This window comes from Pedobacter namyangjuensis (genome assembly GCF_003313325.1).
Classification (GTDB): domain Bacteria; phylum Bacteroidota; class Bacteroidia; order Sphingobacteriales; family Sphingobacteriaceae; genus Pedobacter; species Pedobacter namyangjuensis.
The window spans coordinates 1,499,839-1,526,693 of record NZ_QMHQ01000001.1; the positions used below are offsets into that span (position 1 = coordinate 1,499,839).

A 26,855-nucleotide genomic window follows, 5' to 3' on the forward strand; every position below is an offset into this window, starting at 1 on the left:
CCGCCAGCCTAAAATTTTATACCTTTGCAGGGTTAAACAACAAAGTTAAAATGGCTAAAATTGCATTAATTACAGGTGCTACTTCAGGTATTGGCGAAGCTTGTGCGCACACATTTGCACAGCAAGGTTATCACTTAATCCTTTTGGCAAGAAGAACTGAGCTTTTAGAAAAACTTGCACACCATTTGGCGGACAAATATGCTATAGAAGTTAAAAAAATTCAAGCTGATGTAAGGGATAAAGAGAATATCAACTATGTTTTAGAAACCTTACCGCAAAGCTGGAAAAACGTGGATGTTTTAGTAAACAACGCTGGTTTGAGCCAGGGGTTAGACCCCATTGAGAAAGGCGATACCGACGATTGGGACACTATGATTGATACAAACATAAAAGGTTTACTATATGTTACCAAAGTAGTTTCTAACTGGATGGTCGGGCAGAAAAAAGGGCATATTATTAACATTGGTTCTATTGCTGGTAAAGAAGTTTACCCAAACGGGAATGTTTATTGTGCTACTAAACATGCGGTAGATGCTTTAAATAAGGCAATGCGTATAGATTTACTACCTCATGGCATAAAAGTTACAGGTATTCATCCTGGAGCGGTGGAGACAGAATTTTCATTGGTTCGGTTTAAGGGAGATGAAGGTAGAGCAAAAAAGGTTTACGATGGATTTGATCCCTTAGTTGCGCAAGATATTGCTGAGGCAATTTGGTTTGCAGTAAGCAGGCCAGCACACGTAAACATTAATGATATGCTGATTATGCCTACAGCACAGGCCAGTGGAACAATTTTAAAAAGAGATTAAAGCCGCTAACTCCAAAGGGAGGAATGGAGGGTTCAAATAATAAATTTATAATTTAATTCCCCTTTAGGGGGAAAAAGGGATATGATTTCAACAACAATAGACCAAGAAATAAAGCAAGCAATGCTTGCAAAAGATCAAGCAAAATTAAGAGGTTTAAGAGCTATAAAAGCTGCAATATTATTAGCTAAAACCGAAAAAGGTGGTGCTGAAGAAATTGATGCTGACGCGGAAATTAAAATTTTGCAACGTTTGGTAAAACAAAGAAAAGAGTCTGCAAACATTTATAAAGAACAAGGCAGAGAAGATTTGCTTTTGGTAGAACAAGAAGAAATTGATGTAATCAGTCAGTTTTTACCGCAACAATTAGATGAAGAAGCTATTACTGCCATTGTAAAAAGAATTTTAGCAGAAACCGGCGCTACCTCTATAAAAGATATGGGAAAAGTAATGGGCTTAGCCAATAAGGAGATGGCTGGCAAGGCCGATGGAAAATTAATTGGCGAGATTGTAAAAGCTCAATTAGCTTAATAAATAGGCGTTTTTTTAATTGCAGGTTAACAAATATTCAGATTAATTACTGTAATTTAATTTTACTCTATTAACTTAGTAACACATACCAAACAGCACTTTACTATATATGGAATACGAAGTAATTGAACAAGAGGGTTTTAAGTACATTGAGGCAGGCGAAGGCGAACCTTTAGTATTACTTCATGGGTTAATGGGCGAGCTTAGTAATTGGGAGCCGGTTTTAAATCATTTTAAAGCCAAATACCGCGTTATTGTGCCTATTTTGCCAATTTACGAATTGCCACTTTTAACCTTAGGAGTTAAAAGTTTATCTAAATATGTACACCGGTTTTTGAAATTTAAAAAGCTCAGTCAAGTGGTGCTGATAGGTAATTCTCTAGGCGGCCATGTAGGTTTGGTTTTTACAGTTGCACATCAGGAGTTTGTTAAAGCCTTAGTTTTAACCGGTAGTTCTGGTTTGTATGAAAACGCTTTTGGTGGTTCATTTCCTAAAAGAGAAAGCAGAGATTATATTAGAGAGAAGGTAGAGTACACATTTTACGATCCGGCAACAGCTACCGAGGAATTAGTGGACGAGGTTTTTAAATCTGTTAACGATCGCTCTAGGGTAATCAGAATTTTAGCTTTGGCTAAATCGGCAATTAGACACAACATGTCTAAAGATTTGCAAAAAATTACTATCCCTGTTTCGTTAATTTGGGGTAAGCAAGATAAAATTACGCCTCCAGAAGTGGCGGTTGAGTTCCACGAATTGTTGCCGAACTCTGAGTTGAACTGGGTAGATAAATGCGGACACGCACCTATGATGGAGCGCCCGGATATATTTAACGAATATTTGCAAACGTTTTTAAATCGGATTTTACTTAAATAAATGATAACTGCCGAACTCATATCAGACATTATACCTGCACTAAAAACTTCAGACACTGTTCAGAAGGCTTTAGATAGGATGACTGAGTTCAAAATTTATCATTTGCCCATTGTTAACGAAAGCCAGTTTTTAGGTTTGGTTTCTGAAGACGAATTAATCGAGGTTCGTGATGTAGAAGCGCCAATAGGTAGCTTGTCGCTAACTATTTTAAATCCATTCGTTTTCGAAAATGCACATGTTTATGATGTGATAAGGCTTTTTAGTCAACTTAAACTTTCAATAGTTCCAATCTTAGATTTAAATAGAAATTACATTGGCGTAGTATCCATAAACAGCTTAGTAAACTTTACAGCTGATAGCTACGCTGTAAAAGAACCTGGAGGCATTATTGTACTTTCTATCAGCAACAGAAACAATTCGCTAGCTCACATGTCGCAAATTGTAGAGGCCGATAACGCCCAAATTCTTTCTTCTTGTGTTAACTCGGTGCCAGATTCAACGGAGTTAGAAGTTACCCTTAAAATTAATAAAACAGAGTTGTCTGGTATTATTGCGTCTTTTGAGCGATATGATTACCAGATAAAAGCTGTATATAACAATACTCAAAACGATGATAGTTCTACAGATAGATTTAATTCTCTAATGAACTATTTAAACGTATAATTCCTGCATGAAAATAGCCCTTTACGGAAGAGATTTCAACGATAGTGTTTTACCATTTGTACAAGAAGTTTTTGATGCATTAACTGCGCATAACATCGAGATTGTGGTATACCAAAAGTTTAATAATTTCCTTAAACATAAAGTAAACCTTCCGGAGCATTATAAAACCTTTACCAACAATAAAGATCTTGTAAACAAAGTTGATGTATTGTTAAGTTTAGGTGGTGATGGCACTTTGCTTGATACGCTTTCTTTAGTTCGAGATTCTGAAATCCCTGTTATTGGTATTAATTTCGGCCGATTGGGTTTTTTGGCCAGCATCAATAAAAACGAAATTAAAACGGCAATTGCTGCATTGGTTAAAGGAGAATACACACTTGATAGGAGAGGCCTTTTGCACGTAGAATCGCAGAGCGAACTTTTTGGCGATGAGAATTTTGCGCTTAACGACATTACCATTCATCGTAGAGATAATTCTGCCATGATGATTATTCATGCTTACATGAATGGCGAGTTTGTAAACTCTTACTGGGCAGATGGATTGATCATCGCTACACCAACAGGTTCTACAGCTTATTCTTTAAGTTGTGGCGGGCCAATTATTTTGCCAAATGCACAGAGTTTTGTAATTACACCAATTGCACCTCATAATTTAACGGTTAGGCCAATTATTGTGCCTGATGATGTAGAACTAACTTTTGAGATTGAAGCCAGAAGCACTAAATTTTTGCTTTCGGCCGATTCAAAAACCGAAACGGTAGATAAATCTGTGAAAATTAGTATCACGAAAGCTAAATTTCATATAAATTTAATTCGGTTAAATAATGAAACCTATTTAACTACGTTAAGGAATAAATTACTTTGGGGTATAGATACTCGTAACTATTAAGATGCGTAACATAAAACTTGCTGTTTTTATTGTAATTTCTTTATTGTTAAGCACTTCGGCTTTTTCCCAAAGGTTTGAAGTCGGTATAAATGCTGGCGGTTCAGGTTATCTGGGCGATTTAAATCAGTATAATCCAGTAAAAATAAGCGGATTGAACGCAGGCGCATTCGTTAAATTAAATTTCGACCCGCATTGGGGTGTAGGTTTGCATTACAATTACGGTAAAATCAAGGCAAACGATGCAGATTCAAAATACGAACAACTTAGAGAGCGAAACCTAAATTTTTCGACTTCGCTAAATGAAGCTAGCCTATTGGTAGATTTTAATCTTCTTGATATGTACGCCAATAACGGTCGCCAAAAGTTTTCACCTTATATATTTTTAGGTGGAGGTATAGTGATTTTCGAGCCAAAAACACAATATCAAGGCGAGGAATACAAAATGCGTTTGTATAATACCGAAGGCCAGGCAGAAAATTACAAAAAATATGCTATCACTATTCCTTATGGGGTGGGTATCAGGTACAAATTAAGAGAGCAGTGGACAGTTTTCTCGCAAATTGGATATAGAACTGCTTTTACTGATTATCTGGATGATGTTAGTGGCGTTTACCCAAATGCAAACGCTTGGGATAATACGGGAACTGGCGGAATAGGCAAGCCTTTGTCTGATCGATCGGGCGAACAAACCGGTATTTATATTGGAGAACCAGGCATGCAAAGAGGAGATTTTAGAAAAAGAGATACTTACATGTTTGTAGGTATTGGTATTACTTATACCTTTGTGAGCTCAAAATGTTTTACGTTTTAGGGCGTTTACGCGGCAGAAATGGGTTTTAAAGAACAAATAGATATTAATCGCCTACCAGAACACATCGCTATCATCATGGATGGTAATGGCAGATGGGCGAAAAATCAGGGTAAATTTCGAGTTTTTGGACACGAAAGCGGTGTCTTATCTGTAAAAGATATTGTAGAAGGCTGTGTAGATATCGGTATAAAATATTTAACTGTTTATGCCTTCTCTACAGAGAATTGGAATCGCCCGATTGAAGAAGTAAATGCCTTGATGGAATTGCTTATTTCTACCATTAACGAACAAGCAGATACCCTTAATAAAAACAACGTACGTTTAAATGCCATAGGCGATCTAAAATCGCTGCCACAAAAATGTATTGATGATTTGGCTAGTGTAATGGAAAAAACTGGCAAAAACACAAAATGTACTTTAACCTTGGCTTTAAGCTATAGCGCAAAATGGGAAATTTTAGAAGCAGCTAAAAAACTTGCGCAACAAGTTAAAGATGCAGAATTAAGCATAGAAGATATTGATGAAGAGAAATTTGCATCACATTTAACTACCACAAATATTCCTGATCCAGAATTAATGATACGCACCAGTGGAGAACACCGGGTGAGTAATTTTTTACTTTGGCAGATGGCCTATACCGAATTATATTTTACAGAAACCCTTTGGCCAGACTTTAGAAGAGAAGACCTTTTTGAAGCCATTGTAGATTATCAAAAACGCGAACGACGCTTCGGAAAAATTAGTGAACAATTGAACTAATTTTACTTTTAACACTTTTTAACATGTGTTTAAACTAACTTAGCAACGTTTTTTAGAATGTAAATGAAAAGAATATACCAACTAATATTTTTGCTTTTGATTGGCTTGCCAACAATGGCCCAAATCCGAAGCGCAGCACCCGCAACTCCATCCTTAAAAGTTAAAGGCCTAAACATAGATTACTTCAGTCCGAAGGAATATATTATTGGTGGAACAACTTTAACTGGAGCAAAATATTTAGATACTGCAACCATCATCATTTTGTCTAAACTTACCAAAGGCGAAAGCATTGTTTTGCCTGGCGAAGCAACTGCTAATGCTATTAAAAACCTTTGGGTGCAAGGATTGTTTGACGATATTCAACTTTCTATCACAAAAATTGAATCTGATACGGTTTATTTTGATATCGAAGTAGTAGAAAGGCCAAGGTTAACGTCTTTCGAATTTATAGGTTTAAGTAAATCCCAAAAAACGGATATTAATGAAAAACTGGCAGATAAAGCTGGTAAAACCATTATAAACGACAATCTGTACAATACAACCAGATCTATCATTAGTAAATACATGTTAGAAAAGGGGTATTTCTACACCACAATCGATTTTACTTCTAAAAAAGACGCAAGCCAAGAGAACAGTGTTATTTTACAGGTTAATGTTGATAAAGGAAAAAGAGTAAAAGTTCAGCGAATTGATTTTACCGGCAACAAAGAATTTAAATCTGCTAAACTTAGAAAGTTCTTGAAGAAAACTAAGCAACGTGCCTTTTACAAAGTTTTTGGTAGTGGTAAATTCAACAAAGAAAAGTACGAAGAAGATAAATTGGCTCTTGTTGCAAAAATGCAAGAGAGAGGATATAGAGACGCAACTATTTTAAAAGACAGCATTTATAAGTACAATGATAAAACTGTTGGTATTAAGATAGATGTTTACGAAGGTCCGAAATATTACTTTGGTAACGTTAGTTGGGTAGGTAACGCAAAATATTCAACAGAATATTTAGAGCGTGTTTTCGGAATTGAAAAAGGCGAACTTTTTAGCGAAGAAAAATTAGAAAAAAAATTACGTGGTAGTGCCAATGGCGATGACGTTTCTAGTGTTTACCTAAATGATGGTTATTTAACGTTTAACATAGATCCGGTACAAACCAAAATTTATGGCGATACGGTTGATGTTGAAATGCGTATTTATGAAGGTCCGCAGTACACCAATAACAAAATTACTGTTGTGGGTAACACCATTACAAACGATAGAGTTGTATTGCGTGAGATTCGTACCAAACCAGGTGATAAATTCTCGAAAGAACTTTTAGTAAGAACAGTACGTGAAATTGGGGCTTTAGGTAACTTTGATGAATCAAAAACTAATCCAATTCCAAAACCAAATCCTTCAGATGGTACGGTAGATATCGAATACCATGTGGAAGAAAAACCTTCAGATCAAATAGAGTTATCAGGTGGTTTTGGTGGTGGCCGTGTAATTGGTACTTTAGGTTTAACGTTTAATAACTTCTCGCTAAAAAACCTTTTTAATGGCGAAGCTTACAGGCCGCTTCCAAAAGGAGATGGCCAAAAGTTAAGTTTACGTGGACAAACGAATGGCAAGTTCTACCAATCTTACAGTTTCTCTTTCTCTGAGCCTTGGTTTGGAGGTAAAAAACCAGTAAGTTTTGGTTTAAGTGCATTTACTTCATTACAATCTAACGGATTAAGAACAGAAGATGCAGGTTTAACTAAAATTCGTTTAAATGGTGTTTCGATCAGTTTGGGTAGAAAACTAAAATGGCCAGATAACTGGTTCTCTTTGGTTCACTCTGTTAACTTAAACCAATATATTTTAAATAATTACCCAGGTTATTTATTTAGCACAGGTACTTCATACAACTTAAACTTAACGCAAGAAATTGCCAGAGATTCAAGAAATCACAATATTTTTCCAACGGGTGGGGCATACATCAGATTTACGGTACAGGCTACGCCACCATATTCTTTAATAAATAACGTTAACTATGCAACAGCATCAGATAAAACACGTTATAAATTTACAGAGTACCACAAGTGGAAATTTGAATCGCAATGGTTTACAAACGTAGTTGGCAAGTTGGTATTTAAAGCTCAGGCACAGTTTGGTTTCTTAGGTACTTATAATAGTGCGGTTGGAGAATCAGCATTTGAGCGTTTTAAATTAGGTGGAGATGGTATGCAAGGGTTTGACTTTTTGCAAGGTTCGGAGCTAATCGCTATGCGTGGTTACTCTAACAACTCGGTTATCCCGGTAGGCGCTAACCCAACAATTGCACAAAGTTCTGGTAGTCCAATCTTCAATAAATACGTAATGGAGTTAAGGTACCCAGTTATTGCAAGTCAATCAGCTACGGCGTTTGTTACGGCATTTGCAGAAGGTGGTAATACTTGGAATAAGTTTAGCGATTTTAATCCGTTTAACGTAAGACGTTCGGTTGGTATTGGCGCTAAAATATTTTTACCGATATTTGGTTTATTGGGTATTGATTACGGTTACGGATTTGACAAAATTCAAGGTATTCCTGATGCCAACAAAGGACAATTCCACTTTAGTATTGCGCAACAATTGGGAGGATTTAATTAATTTGCACCTATCAGATATGAAAAAATATATATTAGCTAGCTTTTTGCTCCTGATTGGATTAGGAGCTTCGGCACAAAAATTTGCTTATGTAGATACGGAGTACATCCTAAAACATTTGCCAGAGTACAAATCTGCACAAAGTCAGTTAGAAGGCTTATCTAACCAGTTTCAAAAACAGGTTGATGATAGCTTTGTAGAAATCGACAGGATGTACAGAGCATACCAAGCAGATCAGGTTTTACTAACCGACGATATGCGTAAGCGTAGAGAAAATGAAATTATTGAACGTGAGAAGAAAGCCAAAGAAGCTCAAAGACAAAAATTTGGTCCAGAGGGAGAACTTTTCCAAACTAGAACAAAGTTGATAAAACCAATTCAGGACAAAGTTTCTACAGTAATAGCGGAAACCGCAAAAAATAAATTCATAGATTTCGTATTCGATAAAAGTAGCGAATCTACTATGATGATTTACGCAAGCAGCAGTTATGATATTAGCAATGATGTAATCCTAAGGTTAGGTTACAAACCCGGAACAGTAGTAAAGTAGACAAACACACAAATTATAAAACAATTATTAAGTAAATAGAAAAGATGAGAAAGTTAATTAACGTATTATTTGTAGCGGCAGGCTTAATCTTAACTGCAAACGTTGCAAATGCACAACAAAAATTTGGACACATTAACTCTGAGGAGATTTACGCAGCTATGCCAGAGGCTAAAGCAGCACAAGCAACATTAGAAAGTTTAGCTAAAACTAAGCAAGGTGAGATTGATAAAATGATTACTGAATACCAAGCTAAAATGAAAGCAGCACAGGACAAAGAAAGAACCTTAAGTGAAGCTAACAAAGAAACTGTTGGTAAAGAACTACAAGCAGCTGGTGTTGAATTACAAGATTTACAAAAAAGAATTGAAGATGCACGTACAAAAGCTTCTACAGATATTCAAACTAAACAAGGTGAATTATATCCGCCTATAAATACTAAAGTAGCTACAGCTATGGGCGCAGTTGCTAAAGAAAAAGGTTTAGCTTACGTATTTGATACTTCGGTATCTCAAGGTTTTAATAACTTGGTTTATTTTGATGGTGGCGAGAACATTACTGCTGCGGTTAAAACTAAATTAGGTATTTCAGCTACTGCAGCTCCAGCACCAAAAAAATAATTAGATTTTAATTTAATATCTTTAGCGGAATTGGTTTAATTACCAATTCCGCTTTTTTTTTCATGAAAAATAAATTTTCCATAGGAGTTTTCGATTCTGGTTACGGTGGTTTAACGGTTTTTAAATCTATAGCCGAACAATTGCCACAATACAATTATATTTATTTTGGCGATAATGCCAGATCGCCTTATGGAGACCACTCGTTCGAAACGGTTTATCAATATACATTACAATGTGTAGAATGGCTTTTTGCGCAAGGTTGCCAATTGGTAATTTTAGCTTGCAATACCGCATCCGCCAAGGCGTTGCGTAGTATTCAACAATTAGATTTGCCAAAAAAATATCCAAACCACAGGGTTTTAGGCGTGATAAGGCCAACTGCAGAGGTAGTGGGAGATTTTTCTGTGAATAAGAAGATTGGTGTTATGGGAACGCGTGGAACTGTAAATTCAAACTCTTACCCGATAGAGATCGGCCATTTTTTTCCTGAGGTAAAAGTTTACCAACAAGCTTGCCCAATGTGGGTGCCCTTGGTAGAAAACAATGAACATTTGGCCGGCGGTGCCGATTATTTTGTGAATAAGTATGTTATCGAATTGCTTCAGCAAAGCGAGCAAATAGACTGCATACTTTTAGCCTGTACACATTATCCGTTACTTGTTCCAAAATTAAAAGCCTTTTTGCCAGCACATATTAAATTGCTTTCCCAAGGTGATATTGTAGCAAAAAGCTTAGTCGACTATTTAAGTAGGCATACCGAAATCGAAACCAGTTTAGGTAAAGAGCGGAAGAGAAGTTTTTATACCTCTGGTGATGTTAACATATTCAACAAGCAAGCGTCCGTGTTTTTAGGTCAAGAACTGCTGGCCTCGCAGGTTAAATTGTCTTAGCAATGAAGAATGTTCTTGTTTTTTTCGATGAAGAGAATAATCTGGCAGAGATTGATTTGCTTAAAAACAGCAATGTTGATGCTCAATTTAATTTTTACGGCTATCGTATAAACGCTAGGGAGCAAATCCAAAACCTGGATTTAGATGAAAACGAAATTTGTATGGTAATAGTAGGAGAGAGCACACGATTTTTAGCCAGCTCTTTTGTAGCCGATTTACGAAAGGTAATAAATTCGGCCTTGCCGATTTTGTGCTTAAACATAAATGAGTGTATAGGCTTAGACGAGGCCAACTGCCCTAGGATTTTATGGGATTGTGGCGCAATTCACATGCCTTTTAACAAAGAAAGCTTAATTTATCTTTTGCAGGAAGTTAACTATCAAGACAGAAACCAAAATAGTAAGGGCTCTTTTCATCTACGCCAACATCCGAGACCATTCGATCTAGAATAGCTAAAACGTTATCTTTCAATCTGATGACAAAATAGCGTTTAAAAATACATTTTCTATTAGGTTGTAGTATTTTAAAAGGGTAAATTTGCGGCTCAATCACCAATCAATGAGCGATCAGATCAAACACGAATGCGGGATAGCCTTTATCCGCTTGTTAAAACCTCTCTCATACTACCAAGAAAAATACGGTACTGCACTTTACGGCCTAAACAAATTGTATTTGTTGATGGAAAAACAGCACAACCGCGGGCAAGATGGAGCTGGTATTGCAACCATTAAATTAGACATGAAACCAGGTAGCAGATACATTAGTCGCTACCGTTCTATGGCTCAAAATGCAGTTGCAGACATTTTTGGTTACGTACAAAGCAAGTTTGTAGACATCCAAAATGAAACACCAGAACTGATGAAAGATACCGAATGGTTAAAGCAGAATGTGAGCTTTATTGGCGAGGTGCTTTTAGGCCATTTACGCTACGGTACGCATGGTAAAAACAGCATTGAAAACTGCCATCCATTTCTTCGCCAGAATAACTGGATGACCAGGAACTTGGTAATTGCCGGTAATTTTAACATGACAAACGTAGACGAGCTTTTAGAGCAACTTTACGAGCTTGGTCAGCACCCGAAAGAGAAAGCGGACACGGTTACTGTTTTGGAAAAAATCGGTCATTTCTTAGATGATGAAAATCAGGAATTGTTTGATGAATACAAAAAAGAAGGATTAAGCAACGTAGATATTACGCATAAAATATCTAATAACTTAAACATGGCAAATATCCTTCGTCGTTCTGCAAAAAACTGGGATGGTGGTTACACTATATCTGGTATTGTTGGCAATGGCGATGCTTTTGTAATGAGAGATCCGGCAGGTATTCGTCCGGCATTTTATTATGCTGATGACGAAATTGTAGTTGCAGCTTCAGAAAGGCCCGCAATTCAAACGGCATTTAACGTACAAATAAAACAGGTTAAAGAAATTGAACCTGGGCATGCGTTAATTGTTAAAAAAGACGGAACAGTTACACAAGAAATGTATCGCGAACCATTAGAGAAAAGAGCATGTTCTTTCGAACGTATCTATTTTTCTCGCGGTAGCGATGCCGATATTTATAAAGAACGTAAGCAACTTGGAAACTTGTTAATCCCTCAAGTTTTAGGTGCAGTAAAAGAAGATTTGAAAAACACGGTTTTTTCTTTTATCCCAAACACTGCAGAAGTTTCTTTTTACGGGATGGTTGAAGGTTTACATGAATATGTGAGAAACGTTCAAAAAGACACTTTATTAAATCGTAAGGAAAACCTAAACGAGGAACAATTGGAAGCATTGCTTTCTATGGCGCCAAGAGTAGAGAAATTGGCGATTAAAGATGTGAAGCTTCGTACTTTTATTACGCAAGATGCAGATAGAGGCGAGATGGTGGCACACGTTTATGATACCACGTACGGCGTAATTAAAAACCACACCGATACACTCGTAGCAGTTGATGATTCGATTGTTCGCGGTACAACGCTTAAACAAAGTATCATTAAAATTATCGATAGGTTGCACCCTAAAAAGATTATTATCGTTTCATCTGCACCGCAAATCCGCTACCCAGATTGTTACGGTATTGATATGTCTAAAATGGGTCAGTTTGTAGCCTTTGATGCGGCCATTCAACTGTTAAAGGAGCGCAAAATGGAACACATTATCGAAGATGTTTACCAAAAATGTAAAGCATCTTTATTGTTGCCTAAAGAAGAGATTGTAAATTACGTTAAAGAAATTTATAAGCCGTTTAAGCAACAAGAGATCTCAGATAAAATTGCCGAAATTATAACACCAAAAGGTACTGTTGCAGAGGTTGAGGTTATCTATCAAACTTTAGATAATTTGCATATCGCTTGTCCAGACCATAAAGGCGATTGGTATTTCTCAGGCAATTATCCAACTCCAGGTGGTAACAAAGTAGTAAATAAAGCCTTTGTAAACTGGAAAGAAGGTAATAATCAAAGAGCTTACTAACCATCAAATTTCCTATAAGGAACTCAGGTTTAAGATAATTAAGGGTGAAAACGAAAGTTTTTGCCCTTTTTGTTTTTTCAGCCCTGCTTTCCATTACAAGTCCTCCCGCCGTCGGCAGTTGCGGGCTTTTCATTGCAATCAGGTTTAAAATTAAAGTTTCTGCTTATGGCAAAACCTAGCAATCGCAAAAACAATGCAGAAAACTGCTGGCAAATTACTGTTCTTAACGAACTTTGCGACCAGCAATTTGTTATGTAAACAAATGACCAATTATGAAAAAGATTTTTTTAGGTTTAGCAATTTGCTTGGGCTTAGCTTGTACAGAAGCTAAACAAAATAAAATAGAAAATGCAATTGACAAAACTGGCGATAGCTTAAATTCAAAGCTTAATAAGCTTAATGATACGCTTAATAAAGTCAAAGAGAATGTTGCCAATAGTATTCCAAAAGTTAAAATTGAGATAGAAAAAACCATTCCAATCAGTTTGCAATGGATCAGTTTTGAGACCCAAAAACAAGGAAAAGCAACTTTAACAAAATCAGATGATGGCTGGTTTATAATCAAAGGCGAGCAGGAAAACGATAATAATGAATACCTTAAGATTAACGGTAAAATTAAAAGAACAGATAAATTAACCATTACCTTTGAAGGTACTGTTATAACCTATGTAAAAAGTAATAATGGTGGTGTGCCTTGTGAAAAAAATGGTAAACAGGTTTTTGCAAAAAAAGGAGATAGAAGTTACTATCGTCTACAAAACATGGAAAACTGTGCGGGTGGCAGATTGTTGGATTATGTTGATCTGTATAACCTTGATCAGGTTTTATAGTTTAAGCGTAGTACTGATGGTAAGTTTTATAAATCAACCAAATGGCAAAGCCAATTATAATAACGCCAGCAATCTTGTTCAATTTGCGTAGCGCATCTTCCTTTATACGGTAGCGCAGTTTGCTAGAGTAAAAGCTTTTAAAGCCGTCTATTGTTAATTGGGTAGCCATTGCTATAAAAAAGCAAAACAGTTTTTCTTCTAGCGAAGAGAGCTTTGCGGAGATAATACCGCTAACAATAATCCAAAACATTAGGGTTGATGGTGTTAAAATGCACATCAAAAAACCCTTTAGCAAGTAGCCACGTTTGCTCACTTTAACAATGCCTTTATCTTGGTAATTGATGGATACTTTAGAATATAGATAGTACACCCCAACGGCCAAAAGAAAAAAACCTCCGATAATGCCAACGTACTTATCGAAACTTTCTTGGTACACTAAAAACTGGCTTCCGTAAAGTACCAAGCCAATTAGAACAACATCACTTATAATTACACCGACTGCTAATGAGAATCCCGCTTTGAAACCTTTTTCTATACTTGTCTTAATCATGGCAAAAAATACCGGACCAGTTAAGAATGAGGAAATTAGCCCAGCTCCCATACCCAATAAAATCGCTTCGAACATTAGCCTATCTATATATTTATGCTAATATGCAATTTTTAAACCTAAAAATAAGTCTTTTTGGTATTACATTTTTTTAAATTTTCGACTCAAAATCGCTCTTTATGCGTTAAATAGACGGTTATTAAAATTCACTTTGTATGAAGAATACACTTTAGTAAGCGATAATTTTTATTTATGTTTAGCGAACTAAAATTAATTTAAACTAAATTTTTAATCCAAGCATGGAACAAAATTCAAAAACCAATTGGGCACAGTTCATACCTTTAGTAACTGTATTCTTTTTTTGGGGCTTCGTTGCTGCCAGTAACGACATATTAATACCGGTTTTCAAAGAGGCTTTTAAGCTGTCGCAAGCAGAAAGTCAATTGGTTTCTTTAGCATTTTATATCGCCTATACAGTAGGTTCGATAATTTACGTAGGTATTTCGGCATTGTTAAAAACAGATTTAATTAATAAAATTGGATATAAAAATAGTTTAGCGCTTGGTCTAGTTATTTCAGCTATTGGTACGCTTTTGTTTTATCCAGCCTCTAATTTGGGTTCATTTCCTTTAATGCTTTCGGGCTTGTTTATTGTGGCTTTAGGTTTCTCGCTACAGCAAACTGTGGCAAATCCGCTGGCTATAGCCTTAGGGCCAATTAAAACCGGTTCGCAACGTTTAACATTGGCAGGTGGTATAAATAACTTTGGTACTACAATAGGCCCGTTAATTGTAAACTTCGCAATATTTGGCGCAGCTACCAGTGGTGTTACCCATATTAGCATAGAAAGTGTAAAAACGCCATATTTAATTTTAGGTGCAGCATTTTTATTGGTAGCGCTGTTTTTGAAACTTTCGGCTTTGCCAGATAAACCAGCTTTAACAGAGTCGATAACAGAAGAGCAAGGCGGAAAAAGTTCTGCTTTAAAATATCCGCAATTGGTTTTGGGTATGATTGCTATTTTTGTGTATGTAGGTGTCGAGGTTTCTACCGCTAGTAATTTACCCGCTTACATGGAAAAAGATTTAGGTTTTGCGATTAAGGATATTGCACCCTATATTTCTCTTTATTGGGCGAGTATGATGATTGGTCGTTGGACTGGAGCGGTTGAAGCTTTTACAGATAATATTAGTTTGCAAAAGGTTTTAAGATTTGTAGCGCCTTACTTAGCATTTGGTGTATTTTTATTGGTTAACGCTATTGCTGACCATGATTTGGCACCGTTTTATGTTTACGCGGCAATTATACTTGTATTAATTGTGGCAGATATGTCTAGTAAAGGTAATCCGGCCAGGATGTTATTGATATTTTCGGGTGTAGGTATTTTTGCTCTATTAGTGGGTATGTTTACGACCGGAATGACAAGTGTTTATGCATTTACAAGTGTGGGCTTATTCTGCAGTACTTTGTGGCCATGTATTTTTACATTAGCAGTTAGCGGTTTAGGTAAAAACACCAGTCAAGGTAGTAGTTACCTAATTATGATGATTATGGGTGGTGGTATTATCTCTTGGTTACAAGGTTACGTATCTGAATTTACGGGTATACAGTATAGTTACATTGTAGGTATTTTATGTTTTGCTTACTTGGCATTTTATGCTTTAAAAGCTAGTAGCATTCTTAAAGCACAAGGAATTCGTTTCGACGAGAAAATTAGTGGCGGTCACTAATTAAGAATAGTTATAATTTAAAGCGCTTTGATAATTTATCAAAGCGCTTTTTTATTTTTGCACGATGGCTAAACAAGCATTTAACGATATATTTATGAATTTGGCGACCGATTTGGCAACTCGGTCTCATTGTGTACGGGCGCACGTTGGTGCAGTTTTAACAAAAGATACCAGAATAATCTCCATAGGTTATAATGGCCCGCCAGCAGGCACGCACAACTGCGACGAAGAATGGCCAGAGCACGGATGTGCAAGAGATAGCAAAGGAAGTTGTTCTTTAGCGCTGCATGCAGAAGAAAATGCAATTTTATACGCGGTTAAAAATGGATCTAAAATAGCAGGTTCTACGCTTTATACTACGCTTTCTCCTTGTATTGCTTGCGCAAGATTGATACTTTCTTCAGGGATTAAAAGAGTTTATTTTAAAGATTCTTATGCGGCTTACAAAGGTTTGGCTAGCGATGAGGGCGTAGATTTTTTAGTTCGTTTTGGTGTAGAGGTGCTACAACACCCACTGGCAGTTTAGTTGTTTTTAGTGTGCCGTATACTGTTAGCGATAGGCAATGCTAACTATCTTTTGGCAAACGGCTAGTTAAAATATTGGATTGAAAATCCCGAGGAGCACAATTGCAAATCTTGACTAGCGCAAATAACTAGTGCAAATAATGAAAACTGCTAATTACTTCGTTTCGTCTTGCGATGTTCGACTGAATTTGGCGAGGCTAGTAACATGACAACTATAATGTGCGGTACCAAGGTTTTGCATTTTGCACAACCCTGTGTTAAATAGACCCGATATTAGCGAGCACGAGCGTAGTGAGTAAAGCGTTTAGCGGGACTGCCGATAGTATGAGTATTGGCATTGCGCTTCAAATATTTTATAAATAAGCTGTAAATCTCACATCTCACATCTTACATCTCATATCTAATTGTTACCTTTGCGCATGCTAGAAAAAATCATCATTCTCGATTTTGGTTCTCAGTTTACACAGCTTATTGCTCGTCGCGTTCGCGAACTTAATGTTTACTGCGAAATCCACCCATTTAATCATATTCCTGAGTTAGATTCGACCGTAAAGGGCGTTATTTTTTCAGGTAGTCCGTATTCTGTGCGCCAAGAAGATGCACCGTTTGTAGACCTTTCTTTGTTTAAAGCCTATCCCTTATTGGCGGTTTGTTATGGTGCGCAGTTTATTGCTCAGCAGTCTGGTGGCGATGTGCAAGCTTCGAATACGAGAGAATATGGAAGAGCAAATTTGGATTTTGTGAACCAAGAGAATAAGCTTTTTAAAGGCATTAATGTAAACTCGCAAGTGTGGATGAGCCACGGCGATACTATTAAAGAAGTGCCTGATAACTTTGAAATTATTGCCAGCACTACTGATGTAAGGGTAGCAGGTTATCAAGTTGCGGGTACAGATACTTATGCCATACAGTTTCACCCGGAGGTTACACATAGTACCGACGGTAAAATTTTATTGCAGAACTTTTTGGTTGGCATTTGCGGATGTTCTCAAGACTGGACAGCGGATGCTTTTGTTGAAACCACGATTGCAGCTTTAAAAGAAAAGTTAGGAAATGACAAGGTTGTTTTAGGACTTTCGGGCGGTGTAGATAGTAGCGTAGCAGCTATTTTATTGCATAAAGCAATTGGCACTAACTTGCATTGTATTTTTGTAGATAACGGTTTATTGCGTAAAGATGAGTTTGAGCAAGTATTAGAGCAATACAAAGATATGGGCTTAAACATTCGCGGTATAGATGCGAAGGATCGTTTTTTAAGTCAGCTTAAAGATGTTAAAGACCCAGAATTAAAACGTAAAGCCATTGGCCGCGTGTTTATTGAGGTTTTTGATGATGCAGCGCATGATGTTAAAGACGTAGTTTGGTTGGCGCAAGGAACCATCTACCCGGATATTATTGAATCTGTATCGGTAAAAGGTCCTTCGGCTACCATCAAATCTCACCATAATGTTGGCGGTTTGCCAGATTTTATGAAACTTAAAATAGTTGAACCACTTAATACTTTGTTTAAAGATGAAGTAAGAAGAGTGGGTAAAAGCTTAGGTATTGAAGGTTTTATTTTGGGCAGACACCCATTTCCTGGTCCGGGTTTAGCGATTAGAATTTTAGGTGATGTAACTGCTGAGAAGGTTGCCATTTTGCAAGAAGCTGATGCAATTTATATCAATAACCTAAAAGAAGCTGGCTTATACGATAAAGTTTGGCAAGCTGGCGCAATCTTTTTACCAGTACAATCGGTAGGAGTAATGGGCGATGAGAGAACTTATGAGAATGTTATTTGTTTAAGAGCTGTAGAATCTGTAGACGGGATGACCGCAGACTGGTGCCATTTGCCTTACAACGTATTAGCAAAAATTTCTAACGAGATTATTAACAAAGTAAGAGGTATTAACAGGGTAGTTTATGACATTAGCTCTAAACCACCTGCAACCATTGAGTGGGAATAAATTCTTATTTTAAATATAAAAGAAATGCCTTTGGCACAGTTTTCGGTTGATGGTTCTCGATTAATTCAGTTTCTGAAACATAAAATTTAATCACAAACAATGACTAGATACTACAAACTGCTAATGGCATTTCTTATTTTAACTTTTGCAGCTTGTTCTCCAAAAGTTAATACTACGGTAAAAAAGCCCGAAAAAGTTGAAGACAAGGTTGTAAAAACTGATAAAGCTGCTAAAAAATTTACTGCTGCCGATATTTCCTTACTGGTTCCGTTTAAGCTAAACCAGATCAATCTAAAAACGGCTACAAAAACACAAATCCAACGTACAGATATGGCCATTGATTTTTATCAAGGCGTTAAGTTGGGTATAGATTCTGCAGCGGCTACAGGCTTAAACTTTAAGCTAAATGTTTTTGATACGAAGGATGACAATACGCAATTGGCCAACCTTTTTAAAAAAGAAGCACTTAAAAATAGTAACCTTGTAATTGGTCCTGTTTTTCCGGATGGGATAAAATACATCACAAACTACGCTATTGCTAACGATCTAACCATTGTATCGCCTTTGGCAGCTTCTAAACCCAGCGATTTTAATAACCCAAATTTAGTTTCTGTTGTTAACGATATTTCTCAACATAGCGCAAAAATAGCTGATTACATAGCTAGGCATTATCAAAGCAGTAATTCAATTGTGGTTCTCATTAACCCTAAAAAAACCGCTGATGAGCAGTTTGCAGCGCCAATAAGAGCTTTTTTAAAGGCCAATTATTCTTCCTATATAGTTCAAGAATATTCATCAACCTACGCATTTGAAACCAAGATGATTAAAGGCAAAAGGTACGCTGTGGTAATATGTTCTGACGATATGGGGTTTGTAAAACCTAGTTTAGACAAGGTTTACAAGTTGAAGAATTTAAGAACTGGTGGGTATGATATTGCTCTTTTTGGTCACCCGAATTGGGTTAAACAAAACTATAATGTAACCCAGCTACAAGATCTAAAAACTGTTATTTCTACATCTTACCATATCGATTACAAAAGTAGCGCAGTTATCAATTTTATTAAAAAATACCGACAAGAGTTTAGTTATGAGCCTAGCGAATATTCGTTTAAAGGGTTTGATATAGGCTTTTATTTCGGAAAACTTTTAGCTAAACATGGTGCAGCCTACAGAGATTTTATAACAAAAGAAAAATACAAAGGCCTGCATAATTCGTTGGAGTTTGATAACGATCCGCAAACCGGATATTATAATACTGCGCTAAAGTTGTTGCAGTATAAAAACATGTCTTTAAACTTAATAGATTAGCATCGCCAATGGCGGAAAATATATGAGAGTAGAACACCAGATCAGAGCGTTTGAGCAGGTTTTTGAGGGATACGATGGCGCAATGCCTCTACATCGTTACTTGGTTGCTTATTTTAAGCAGAACAAACAAATGGGATCTTCAGATAGGAGGTGGGCTACTAGATACGTTTATAGTTATTTTAGGTTAGGGAAAACATTAGCTGAGTTTGCTGTTTTAGAGCGTCTGGCCATTGCCGATTTTTTGTGCAATAATACTTCGAGCTTAATTGTAGAAAAGTTTTTGCCAGAATTGGTATCGCAAATATCTGCTGATCTTGGAACAAAGTTGAAGCTGATTGTAGAAAAATATCCTTTATTTAATCCCAAAGAAGTATTTGCTTTTAAAGCTTTACGATCTGATGGTATCGATGAGGTGGCATTTGATAAATCATTTTTTATTCAGCCAGATTTGTTTATTCGGGTTCGAGGTACGCATATTCAAGCGGTTATTAATCAATTGCAAGCCAATAATATCTCTTATGTAGAGATAGGAGATGAGACAATCGCTTTGCCAAACGGTACAAAGTTAGAGCAAGTAGTTTCTGATCCAAGGTTATATCAGATTCAGGATTTATCATCTCAACATACGGGGACTTATTTCGAACCTAATAAATACGATTATTGGTGGGATGCTTGTGCCGCATCTGGCGGGAAATCTTTGCTATTGCATAGTTTAGAGCCTAATATTAATCTTTTGGTAAGCGATTTACGCGAAAGTAGTTTGCTTAACCTGCAAGAACGTTTCCAGCTAGCTGGGATAAAAAAATATCAGCTTAAAGCGATGGATTTGTTGCAGAACAATGATCAGATTTTGCACGATTACGCTTTTGATGGCATTTTAGTCGACGCACCTTGTTCTGGTTCTGGCACTTGGGGCCGAACTCCAGAAATGCTTTGCTTTTTTCAGGAGCATAAAGTAGAAAATTACGCAAAACTACAAAAAGCGATAGCCAGCAATGTTATTAAATACTTAAAAGATGGAAAGCCATTAATTTACATGACTTGCTCCGTATTTAAGGCAGAAAACGAAGACGTAGTTGCTTTCCTTTTAGAAAATTTTGATTTAAAACTCGAGAAAATGGAATTGATAAAGGGTTACGACAAGAAAGCCGATAGCATGTTCGTTGCTCGTTTGATAAAGCAAGAAACTACTCTTGGTGGTGCGAACGCTTAAGCTTTTCTTTGAGGTGTTTAAAGGCCTCAAAAATGATTGCTAGTGCACCAATGATTACCGTATATTTTTCGAAACTGTTCATCACTTTTCTTTGGTTAGAACAATTTACGCAAAATTTGTTACAGTCCGGTATTAGTTCTAAATAATTTTATCGCAATAGCCAAAAGGATAATACCAAATGCTTTACGCAAAATATTAAGTCCGGTTTTACCAAAAAGCCTTTCTAATCTGGTTGTGTTTTTTAATACAAAATAAACAAACACAATGTTTAAGATAATACCTACGATGATATTTTGTGTGGCATATTCGGTTTTCAACGACAGTAGGGTTGTCATGGTTCCTGCACCAGCAATAAGCGGAAATGCCAATGGTACAATGGAAACCGTTTCTGGAGCATCTTCTTTAAAAATGGTTAAGCCTAAAACCATTTCCATAGCCAATGCAAAGATTACGAAAGAGCCTGCAATTGCAAATGATTCAACATCAACACCGATAACGTTTAATAGGGATTTTCCAGCGAAGAGAAAAATAATCATTAAAGCAGCGGCAACTAGCGCAGCTTTCTCTGACTGGATATGTCCTGCTTTTTTTCTTAATTCGATAATGATTGGAATAGAACCTAAAATATCAATGATGGCAAAAAGTACCATTGTGGTAGATAAAATTTGACTAAAATTGAATTGCAGGTGTTCCATGAGCTTAAAATTTGCTACAAAGTTAAATCAATTAAGTTTATCTATTTTAATTCTGTGTTAATTAATTTGTTAGAAGTAGAATTGGGTTCTAATTGTTAATACGTTATCATCTAAATCCTGTTGAAATTTGCTCAACTTGGTTTTTTCGTTTTTGATCATATCGTAATATACTACTGCTTTTAAATGTGGATTAAAATGATGCATAAAACCGACGCCAAAAGTATCAAACCTTACATCGCCACCAGATAAGCCCTTTGCAGCTTCAACTTCATTGCCCTTAACTTTAAGGTTAGGGTCATAGTAATCATACTTTAGAATTAATTGGTTATCTGTGCTGTATAAAGTTTGTATAAAAGTAATGTAGGCACCGCCAAAGTTTCTGATATAGTAAGGTTGTTTAACCGATTCTTTATCTGTAGGGGCTGTGCCGGGTGTGTTACTTGCCGATGCCGTTCCTGTCTGAAGACCGGTAATATATTCTGCTCTCAATTCTGATTTCCAGCTTTCGCTTTGCGTTGCAAATTGAACATCTACGCCATAATATTTTCTTGGAGATACCTGATTAAAAATAGAAGTTGCAGAATCTTTAGTCATTGCCCAAACGTTATTAACCTTTTGCATTTCGTATTTAACAGGTAATTGATGATTTAAGCCACCCAACAAAGTACTCACCCCGCCACCTATGCTAATTGGCATAGCTTTAAATTTATATGCTTTGTGGCTTAAGCGCATTACCACATCTTTGCTATTATCAAACTCTTGTGGGCCAGACAAACCTTGGCCATTGTAAACTCCCAAATCAAACTTGATGTTTTTAAGTTTTGCATCTTTTTTACGGGGGCTAAAAGTTAGCGTTATACCTAAATCCCTTTCAGTTCTCATTAAAATTTGAGACATCCTGCCACGCTCTGGAGCTTCTCTAGACTGAGAAGATAATTGAAGTTCGTGCCCAAATGGTCGACCTGCTAAACCTGCAGTAAAATAAAATAACTGCCAGTTTTTCTCGTAATACCTACCCCAGAAATCCCGAACATTTACGCCCTGCTCGGTACCGTCGAATTGAAAAACAAAGTACGTAGACGGCGTGCCATCGCTGTTTACTAAACTATAATCAGCTCTTAACCTACCACGTCTAAGTCTAAATCTGTTATTCGCATTTTCGCCAAATGCACCACCTTGATAATCTGCTGGCGCACCGTTAGATTGGGCATATTGAAATTGTGGTTGCAAATAGCCACTTAAAGAAACAGAACCGTATTTTTTTGAAATAAACAATTGATTGTTTACCGTAGTAGAATCTAAAACATCATTTATACTTCTTTGTGCAAAGGCATTAACTAAAAAGATATTAAGAACAATAAATAAGGTTAGGCCTTTGCAAAGTTTCATTACGGATGGTTTTTGGCAAATCTAAAGCTTATTTGCTTAATTCTAATGCTTTGGCCAAAAATTAGTTCATAAAAAAAGCCACCTATATGGTGGCTTTTCAAAGCTTTTATATTTTTTATTTTTCCAGTCTTTTACGTAAAACCGAGTTTTTCTTTCCGTAGAAGAAGTAGATTGCCACACCAAGTGCCATCCAAATTACTAAACGCTCCCAGCTTTCTAAAGGTAATGTTGCCATTAAACCCACGCAAGTTACAATACCTAAAATTGGTACTACTGGTACAAACGGCGTTCTGAAAGGACGAGGTCTGTCTGGATCTGTTTTTCTTAATACCAATACACCGATACAAACTAGAGAGAATGCGAACAATGTACCAATAGAAACCATGTGACCTAAGTCTGATACGGGAACAAAGCCCGCGAAAATACTTACGAAGAACATGAAGAAAACATTGGTTTTCCAAGGAGTACTAAACTTAGGGTGGATGTTGCTGAAGAATTTAGGTAACAAACCATCTTTAGACATGGTATAGAAAACCCTCGATTGACCCATTAACATTACCAACATTACTGAAGTATAACCCGCTAAAATTGCGATGATTAAACCATCTTGTAAGAATGAATAACCTGTAACCGCAAATGCAGTTGCTGCAGGTTTTGCATCACCAGCAAAATCTTTATAGTTAACCAAACCAGTCATTACGTGAGAGAATAAAACGTACAATAAAGTACAGATTACTAACGAACCTAATATCCCGATAGGCATACCTTTTTTAGGATTTTTAGCCTCTTGAGCTGCAGTAGAAACCGCATCGAAGCCTATAAAGGCGAAGAATACAACCGCTGCACCTCTAGCAATACCACTCCAACCGAATTCACCAAAAACGCCAGTGTTTTCAGGAATGTAAGGAACGTGGTTATCGCTGTTAATGTGCGACCAACCTAATGCAATGAAAACCAACACAACAGTAATTTTAATAATTACCAAAATGTTATTCATAGTTGCAGATTCTTTTGTACCTCTAATTAATACAAATGATAATAAACAAACGATTAAAATTGCCGGAAGGTTAACAAGGCCGTCTCCAGCATTAATAACTGTTCCGTCGCCTAGTTTTAAGCTCTCGAACGGAGAAACAACTAAGTTGTGCGGAATGTCAATGTTATACTTGTGTAAGAATTCTAATAGGTATCTAGACCAAGATACCGCAACAGTAGCAGCACCCAGTGCATACTCTAATACTAAATCCCATCCGATGATCCAAGCCATAAACTCGCCCATTGTTGCATAAGAGTAAGTATAAGCACTACCTGCAACCGGAATCATTGATGCAAACTCGGCGTAACAAAGACCGGCAAAAGCACAGGCCAAAGCAGCAAGTACAAAAGATAGCGTTACAGCAGGGCCAGCATTTTCTGCAGCGGCAATACCAGTTAGTGAAAATAAACCCGCACCTATAATTGCGCCAATACCTAAAGCTACAAGGCTGGTGCTCCCTAGCGTACGTTTTAAAGTGCCTTCACCACTTTCAGCTGCTTCTGCCAAAAGTATGTCAATAGGCTTTTTCAAATTCATAATGTGTTAATTAGTTTACTAGTTAGTTTGTTGATTTAATACAAGTTCCAAACCTAAATAAAAATTATTTAATAATAAAGGGGATTTTTATTCGAAATCCCCTTTATTTAGTAACAATTGTGATTTATCTACAAATTATTTGTAGTGTCGGTTACGTTTTTAATGGTATCTATCTGCTCGTTACCTAAAGAATCTACTCTCTTTTCTATTCTCAACTCATTAGTTACTCTCATATTATTAACATCGCCTGTGGCACTGATTGCTATGTATGGCGCAATTACTAAGGAAACGATAGACATTAATTTAATTAAGATATTCATCGATGGACCAGATGTGTCCTTAAACGGATCGCCCACCGTATCTCCTGTAACTGATGCTTTATGGGGCTCAGATTTTTTATAGTACATTTCTCCATTAATTTCCACTCCTTTTTCGAATGATTTTTTTGCGTTGTCCCAGGCACCACCCGCATTCGATTGGAAAATACCCATCAAAACACCAGAAACGGTAACGCCGGCTAATAATCCGCCTAAAACCTCAGGGCCTAAGGTAAAACCAACAACAACAGGTGTAATTAGCGCAATGGCTCCTGGTAACATCATCTCTCTAATTGATGCTTTTGTAGAGATGGCCACGCATTTCTCGTATTCTGGCTTCGCTTTATACTCCATAATACCCGGAATTTCCTTAAACTGTCTTCTTACTTCCTGTACCATATCCATTGCGGCCTTACCTACTGCTTGAATACAAAGTGCAGAAAACACGAAAGGAATCATTCCGCCTACAAATAAGCCGGCTAAAACCGGAGCTTTATAAATGTCAATGGCCGAAATACCTGCAATGCCTACAAATGCCGCAAATAAAGCTAATGAGGTTAAAGCCGCAGAAGCGATAGCAAACCCTTTACCCGTGGCGGCGGTTGTATTACCCACCGCATCTAAATTATCGGTACGCTCTCTAACTTCTGGTGGCAACTGGCTCATTTCTGCAATACCACCAGCGTTATCAGCAATCGGACCGAAGGCATCAATTGCTAATTGCATAGCTGTGGTTGCCATCATGCCCGCTGCCGCGATGGCAACACCGTACAATCCCGCAAAATAATAAGAAGCCATAATTCCGCCAGCTAATACTAAAATTGGAATTACGGTTGATTTCATTCCTACAGAAAGGCCCGCAATAATGTTGGTGGCGTGGCCTGTAGAAGATTGTTGGATGATAGAGTTAACCGGGCCTTTACCCATTGCTGTGTAATATTCGGTAACGATACTCATAATAGTACCTACTACTAACCCGGTAATAATTGCATAAAAAACGTTAATGCTAGAAAACGCGTAACCTCTTAGGTTTAACGCTTCTGGCAACATCCATTTAACAATAAAAAACGAAGCAACCGCAGTTATAACAATAGAAGAATAATTCCCTAAGTTTAACGCGTTTTGCACGTTCGATTTTTCGTTTTTGATGGTAACGAACCAAGTACCGATAATAGAAAATATAATACCTAGTCCGCAAATTACCATCGGTAAAAGGATGGGAGACATACCTCCGAAGTTATCCTGAACAGAAATTTCCTGCCCTAATACCATAGTGGCTAAAATAGTTGCCACGTAAGATCCAAATAAATCTGCGCCCATGCCGGCAACATCACCTACGTTATCGCCAACGTTATCTGCAATGGTTGCCGGGTTACGTACATCATCTTCAGGGATACCTGCCTCTACCTTACCAACCAAATCGGCGCCAACATCGGCTGCTTTGGTATAAATACCGCCGCCAACACGAGCAAAAAGCGCAATAGATTCTGCTCCAAGAGAAAATCCTGTTAATACTTCAATGGCAGTTTTCATGTTAATAACACTTACTGCTCCATCTGTGCCAATCACATCAAAAAGCGATAGAAATACGATAAACAAGCCACCTAAGCCTAAAACGGCTAAGCCAGCAACGCCCAGGCCCATAACTGTTCCGCCAGTAAAACTAACTTTTAATGCTTGTTTTAAACTAGTTCTGGCCGCTTGTGTGGTTCTTACGTTGGCCTTTGTAGCTACTTTCATTCCTATGTACCCTGCGAAAGCAGAAAATACGGCACCAATGATAAAAGAGATGGAGATAATCCAACTCGAGTGAATCGGTCGGCCGTTAATTTCGGTAATTGTTCCCGAATAGGCTAATAGCCCGGCGGCAAATACGGCAAAAATGCTTAGTACCCTCCATTCGGCCTTTAAAAAAGCCATAGCACCGTCTGCAATGTAGCCAGCCAATTCTTTCATATTGGCATCGCCGGCATCTTGTTTGTTAATCCATGCACTTTTTACGGCCATCACAACAATGCCGATCAGTCCCAGGATGGGAATCGAGTAAATGAGGTTGTCTTCTAGAAAATTCATATTTAATTTATATTTGGTTGTTAGTTGCGAAACCTGTTTCCATCACCTTTAAAAATATATAATCGGCAGACGAAATAAAAATGATACAGTTAAAACAAAAATAAGCGTGTTCTGCTAATAACCAAATTTTTACAGCGCTGGTTATCAATATTTTTAAAATAGCTAGGCACAAAGCAAACGCTTGTAACCTAAAGCTATTTTTTTTAACTCATATTTAATATATCTTAGTCCAATATAAAGCTAAAAAACCAAACAACT

General features: G+C 37.1%; 24 protein-coding genes. 19 read left to right on the forward strand and 5 right to left on the reverse strand.

The genetic code is table 11. The features are described from left to right. Positions 1–50 precede the first annotated feature (50 nt). The 14 genes from DUT69_RS06845 to DUT69_RS06915 all read left to right on the forward strand — a co-directional run bounded on the left by DUT69_RS06845 (position 51) and on the right by DUT69_RS06915 (position 13,281). Positions 51–809, forward strand: a complete 759-nt coding sequence (locus DUT69_RS06845) for an SDR family NAD(P)-dependent oxidoreductase (RefSeq protein ID WP_113652341.1) — start codon at positions 51–53, stop codon at positions 807–809. A gap of 81 nt (positions 810–890) precedes the next feature. Continuing rightward, positions 891–1,337 (forward strand): GatB/YqeY domain-containing protein, encoded by a 447-nt coding sequence (locus DUT69_RS06850; protein ID WP_113652342.1) that lies wholly within the window; start codon positions 891–893, stop codon positions 1,335–1,337. 109 nt (positions 1,338–1,446) lie between these two features. Further along, on the forward strand, positions 1,447–2,211 hold the full coding sequence (locus DUT69_RS06855) for an alpha/beta fold hydrolase (RefSeq protein WP_113652343.1): 765 nt from the start codon (positions 1,447–1,449) through the stop codon (positions 2,209–2,211). Next, positions 2,212–2,874: a CBS domain-containing protein gene (locus tag DUT69_RS06860; protein ID WP_113652344.1), complete on the forward strand. Its 663-nt coding sequence runs from the start codon at positions 2,212–2,214 to the stop codon at positions 2,872–2,874. It abuts the gene before it with no gap. A 7-nt stretch (positions 2,875–2,881) separates the two neighbouring features. Next, a complete protein-coding gene (locus DUT69_RS06865; RefSeq protein ID WP_113652345.1) occupies positions 2,882–3,763 on the forward strand; it encodes an NAD kinase in 882 nt (293 codons plus the stop codon). A gap of 1 nt (position 3,764) precedes the next feature. Continuing rightward, the gene (gene porG / locus DUT69_RS06870; protein ID WP_113652346.1) at positions 3,765–4,574 is read left to right on the forward strand and encodes a type IX secretion system protein PorG; all 810 of its coding nucleotides are present in this window, start codon (positions 3,765–3,767) and stop codon (positions 4,572–4,574) included. Positions 4,575–4,592: 18 nt separating this feature from the next. Continuing rightward, a complete protein-coding gene (locus tag DUT69_RS06875; protein ID WP_113652347.1) occupies positions 4,593–5,333 on the forward strand; it encodes an isoprenyl transferase in 741 nt (246 codons plus the stop codon). A gap of 63 nt (positions 5,334–5,396) precedes the next feature. Next, the gene (locus DUT69_RS06880) at positions 5,397–7,937 is read left to right on the forward strand and encodes a BamA/OMP85 family outer membrane protein (protein ID WP_394341232.1); all 2,541 of its coding nucleotides are present in this window, start codon (positions 5,397–5,399) and stop codon (positions 7,935–7,937) included. 16 nt (positions 7,938–7,953) lie between these two features. Further along, on the forward strand, positions 7,954–8,484 hold the full coding sequence (locus DUT69_RS06885) for an OmpH family outer membrane protein (protein WP_113652348.1): 531 nt from the start codon (positions 7,954–7,956) through the stop codon (positions 8,482–8,484). Positions 8,485–8,528: 44 nt separating this feature from the next. Then, a complete protein-coding gene (locus tag DUT69_RS06890) occupies positions 8,529–9,101 on the forward strand; it encodes an OmpH family outer membrane protein (RefSeq protein ID WP_113652349.1) in 573 nt (190 codons plus the stop codon). A gap of 62 nt (positions 9,102–9,163) precedes the next feature. Next, the gene (gene murI, locus DUT69_RS06895; protein WP_113652350.1) at positions 9,164–9,991 is read left to right on the forward strand and encodes a glutamate racemase; all 828 of its coding nucleotides are present in this window, start codon (positions 9,164–9,166) and stop codon (positions 9,989–9,991) included. Between the two features lie 2 nt (positions 9,992–9,993). Next, the gene (locus tag DUT69_RS06900) at positions 9,994–10,443 is read left to right on the forward strand and encodes a hypothetical protein (protein ID WP_113652351.1); all 450 of its coding nucleotides are present in this window, start codon (positions 9,994–9,996) and stop codon (positions 10,441–10,443) included. 106 nt (positions 10,444–10,549) lie between these two features. Continuing rightward, positions 10,550–12,451, forward strand: coding sequence for an amidophosphoribosyltransferase (locus DUT69_RS06905; protein ID WP_113652352.1), 1,902 nt, complete (start codon positions 10,550–10,552; stop codon positions 12,449–12,451). Between the two features lie 272 nt (positions 12,452–12,723). Further along, positions 12,724–13,281, forward strand: a complete 558-nt coding sequence (locus tag DUT69_RS06915; protein WP_113652354.1) for a hypothetical protein — start codon at positions 12,724–12,726, stop codon at positions 13,279–13,281. A gap of 1 nt (position 13,282) precedes the next feature. Here the strand turns inward: DUT69_RS06915 and DUT69_RS06920 are convergent, their stop codons facing one another. Beyond that, positions 13,283–13,906, reverse strand: a complete 624-nt coding sequence (locus tag DUT69_RS06920; protein WP_113652355.1) for a LysE family translocator — start codon at positions 13,904–13,906, stop codon at positions 13,283–13,285. Positions 13,907–14,127: 221 nt separating this feature from the next. Here DUT69_RS06920 and DUT69_RS06925 point away from each other — a divergent pair, with 221 nt between their 5' ends. From DUT69_RS06925 to DUT69_RS06945, 5 genes are all read left to right on the forward strand, one after another. Then, positions 14,128–15,558: an MFS transporter gene (locus DUT69_RS06925; RefSeq protein WP_113652356.1), complete on the forward strand. Its 1,431-nt coding sequence runs from the start codon at positions 14,128–14,130 to the stop codon at positions 15,556–15,558. A gap of 64 nt (positions 15,559–15,622) precedes the next feature. Continuing rightward, entirely contained in the window at positions 15,623–16,084 is a 462-nt protein-coding gene (locus DUT69_RS06930; protein ID WP_113652357.1) for a deoxycytidylate deaminase, read from the forward strand. Between the two features lie 418 nt (positions 16,085–16,502). Next, positions 16,503–18,029, forward strand: coding sequence for a glutamine-hydrolyzing GMP synthase (gene guaA / locus DUT69_RS06935; RefSeq protein WP_113652358.1), 1,527 nt, complete (start codon positions 16,503–16,505; stop codon positions 18,027–18,029). A 99-nt stretch (positions 18,030–18,128) separates the two neighbouring features. Further along, positions 18,129–19,337, forward strand: a complete 1,209-nt coding sequence (locus DUT69_RS06940; RefSeq protein WP_113652359.1) for an ABC transporter substrate-binding protein — start codon at positions 18,129–18,131, stop codon at positions 19,335–19,337. Between the two features lie 22 nt (positions 19,338–19,359). Then, positions 19,360–20,550 carry an RsmB/NOP family class I SAM-dependent RNA methyltransferase gene (locus DUT69_RS06945; RefSeq protein ID WP_113652360.1) on the forward strand — a complete coding sequence of 397 codons (1,191 nt, stop codon included), beginning with the start codon at positions 19,360–19,362 and terminating at the stop codon, positions 20,548–20,550. A gap of 119 nt (positions 20,551–20,669) precedes the next feature. Here the strand turns inward: DUT69_RS06945 and DUT69_RS06950 are convergent, their stop codons facing one another. From DUT69_RS06950 to DUT69_RS06965, 4 genes are all read right to left on the reverse strand, one after another. Beyond that, positions 20,670–21,245, reverse strand: a complete 576-nt coding sequence (locus DUT69_RS06950; protein ID WP_394341233.1) for a MarC family protein — start codon at positions 21,243–21,245, stop codon at positions 20,670–20,672. 69 nt (positions 21,246–21,314) lie between these two features. Next, positions 21,315–22,634, reverse strand: coding sequence for a porin (locus tag DUT69_RS06955; RefSeq protein ID WP_113652361.1), 1,320 nt, complete (start codon positions 22,632–22,634; stop codon positions 21,315–21,317). A 115-nt stretch (positions 22,635–22,749) separates the two neighbouring features. Beyond that, entirely contained in the window at positions 22,750–24,207 is a 1,458-nt protein-coding gene (locus tag DUT69_RS06960; RefSeq protein WP_113652362.1) for an amino acid permease, read from the reverse strand. A 128-nt stretch (positions 24,208–24,335) separates the two neighbouring features. Continuing rightward, entirely contained in the window at positions 24,336–26,597 is a 2,262-nt protein-coding gene (locus DUT69_RS06965; RefSeq protein ID WP_113652363.1) for a sodium-translocating pyrophosphatase, read from the reverse strand. Positions 26,598–26,855 lie beyond the last annotated feature (258 nt).